Source organism: Bradyrhizobium uaiense (assembly GCF_010811875.1).
GTDB lineage: Bacteria > Pseudomonadota > Alphaproteobacteria > Rhizobiales > Xanthobacteraceae > Bradyrhizobium > Bradyrhizobium uaiense.
In genome coordinates, this window is sequence record NZ_VKHP01001057.1 from 1 (window position 1) to 240 (window position 240).

The following is a 240-nucleotide window of genomic DNA, read 5'->3' on the forward strand; positions in this document are numbered from 1 at the left end:
TCATTTGGCCGATCACCAAAGTCCGCGGGAAACCACGAAAGCACCACGTGCCCGATATCTTATCGATTGCGGCAGAACAAATGCTGGCCAGTGCCAAATGGAAAACCGTGAGTTGGCGCAGCGGGACGAAAGGTCGGCTGAAAGCCCGATTTGCTGCTCTCCGTGTCCGCACCGCCGACGGCCCTCCTCAGCGGATTTGGGATAAAGGTCAGCAGCATCTCCCGGGCGACGAAGCTTGGC

Annotated in this window: 1 pseudogene; it reads left to right on the forward strand. The window is 58.8% G+C overall.

The features are described from left to right. Positions 1-240: pseudogene (locus tag FNJ47_RS48755) on the forward strand (IS701 family transposase); the annotation flags it as partial.